Origin of the sequence: Bradyrhizobium sp. (genome assembly GCF_049581145.1) — a bacterium.
In the GTDB taxonomy this organism is placed as follows: Bacteria; Pseudomonadota; Alphaproteobacteria; order Rhizobiales; family Xanthobacteraceae; genus Bradyrhizobium.
The window spans coordinates 1-2,352 of record NZ_JBAURI010000052.1 but is presented as its reverse complement, the minus strand read 5'-3'; the positions used below and the strand labels follow the sequence as shown (position 1 = coordinate 2,352).

The 2,352-nt window shown below is 65.5% G+C and carries 1 protein-coding gene; it reads left to right on the top strand.

The genetic code is table 11. The annotated features are described in order from the left end of the window. Window positions 1-2,352: ATP-binding protein (locus tag WCB02_RS01555; protein WP_423955606.1), on the top strand; the 2,352-nt coding region annotated here is incomplete at both ends.

The following is a 2,352-nucleotide window of genomic DNA, read 5'->3' as shown; positions in this document are numbered from 1 at the left end:
CAATACGATGGTCGATCAGCTCAACCGCTTCGCGGGCGAAGTGACCCGCGTCGCGCGCGAGGTCGGCACGGAAGGGCGCCTCGGCGGGCAGGCGCAGGTTCCCGGCGTCGCCGGCACCTGGAAGGATCTGACCGACACCGTCAACTTCATGGCGGCCAACCTCACCGAGCAGGTGCGCGGCATCGTCAAGGTCGTCACCGCGGTCGCCAACGGCGACCTGAAGCAGAGCCTGACGGTGAAATCGAAGGGCGAGGTCGCAGCGCTCGCCGAGACCATCAACTTCATGACCGAGACGCTCGCCACCTTCGCCGACCAGGTCACCAGCGTCGCCCGCGAGGTCGGCGTCGAGGGCCGGCTCGGCGGCCAGGCCAACGTGCCCGGCGCGGCCGGCACCTGGAAGGACCTGACCGGCAACGTCAATCTCCTGGCCGCGAACCTGACCTCGCAGGTGCGCGCCATCGCCGAGGTCGCAACCGCCGTGACCAAGGGCGACCTCACCCGCTCGATCCAGGTCGACGCGCGCGGCGAAGTCGCCGAGCTGAAAGACAACATCAATACGATGATCACCAATCTGAGGCTCACCACCGACGTCAATACCGAGCAGGACTGGCTGAAGACGAACCTCGCCAAGTTCACCAACATGCTGCAGGGCCAGCGCGATCTCACCACCGTCGGCCGGCTGCTGCTGACCGAGCTCACGCCGCTGGTCAACGCCCATATGGGCGTCATCTACCAGGTCGAGAGCGAAGACTCCTCGCTGATGCGGCTGCTCGCGGCCTATGCCGGCGACGGCGCCTACCCGCACCAGCAGGTCGTGCAATTCGGCGAGGGGCTGGTCGGCCAGTGTGCGATGGACAAGCGCCAGCGGCTGATCGCCGACATCCCCTCCGACGCGGTTCCGGTCAATTCGGCGCTGTTGCGGCTGCTGCCGAAGAATCTCGTGGTGCTGCCGGTGCTGTTCGAGAATCAGGTCAAGGCCGTCATCGAGCTTGCCTCGCTCAGTCCATTCACCACCTCGCAGATGACGTTCCTCGAGCAGCTCACCGACTCCATAGGCATCGTGCTCAACTCGATCGAGGCCACGATGCAGACCGAGGGCCTGTTGAAGCAGTCGCAGCAGCTTGCCGGCGAGCTGCAGGCGCAGCAGAAGGAATTGCAGCAGACCAACGAACAGCTCGAACAGAAGGCCCAGCAGCTCGCCGAACGCAACGTCGAGGTGGAACGCAAGAACCAGGAAATCGAGCAGGCCCGCCGCGCGCTGGAAGAAAAGGCCACGGAACTGGCGCTGACCTCGAAGTACAAGTCCGAATTCCTGGCCAACATGTCGCACGAGTTGCGCACGCCGCTGAACAGCATCCTGATCCTGGGCCAGCAGCTCACAGAAAACCCCGACGGCAATTTGACCGGCAAGCAGGTCGAATTCGCCCGCACCATCCATGGCGCCGGCACCGACCTGCTCAATCTGATCAGCGACATCCTCGATCTGTCCAAGATCGAATCCGGCACCGTGACCGTCGATGCCGAGGAGATCCTCACCGCCAACCTCCTGGAGACCGTCGGCCGTCCGTTCCGGCACGAGGCGGACAACCGGCAGCTGGCGTTCACCATCGACCGCGATCCGAACCTGGCGCGCAGCATCGTCACCGATTCCAAGCGCCTGCAGCAGGTCCTGAAGAACCTGCTGTCCAATGCGTTCAAGTTCACCGCCGAGGGCGGCGTGCGCCTCAAGGTCTCGGCCGCGGTCGGCGGCTGGAGTCCCGACCATCCCGTGCTGAACAGCGCGCCCGCCGTCATCGCCTTCGAGGTGTCGGACACCGGCATCGGCATTCCCCTCGAAAAGCAGAAGCTGATTTTCGAGGCGTTCCAGCAGGCCGATGCCGGCACCAGCCGCAAATATGGCGGCACCGGCCTCGGCCTCGCCATCAGCCGCGAACTGGCGAGCCTGCTCGGCGGCGAAATCCATCTTCGAAGCGCGACCGGCAAGGGCAGCACGTTCACGCTCTATCTGCCGCTGAAATATTCCGGGCCGACGGTCGCGCCGCGGGTCACGGCGTCCATCTCGCAATACGGCGCGCCGCCGGCCTTGCAGGCGCCGAACCAGGAGCGTGTGACCGCCGAGCGAGTGGTCGAGCAACTGCCCGACGACCGGCTCAACCTGGAGCCCGGCGACACCATCCTGCTGATCGTCGAGGACGATCCGCATTATGCGCGGGTCCTGATCGATCTGGCGCGCGACAAGGGCTTCAAGGTGCTGGTCGCGGCGCGCGGCGCGGAAGCGCTCGATCTCGCCAAGCAATATCAGCCGGCCGCGGTGTCGCTCGACGTCTTCCTGCCCGACATGCTCGGCTGGAC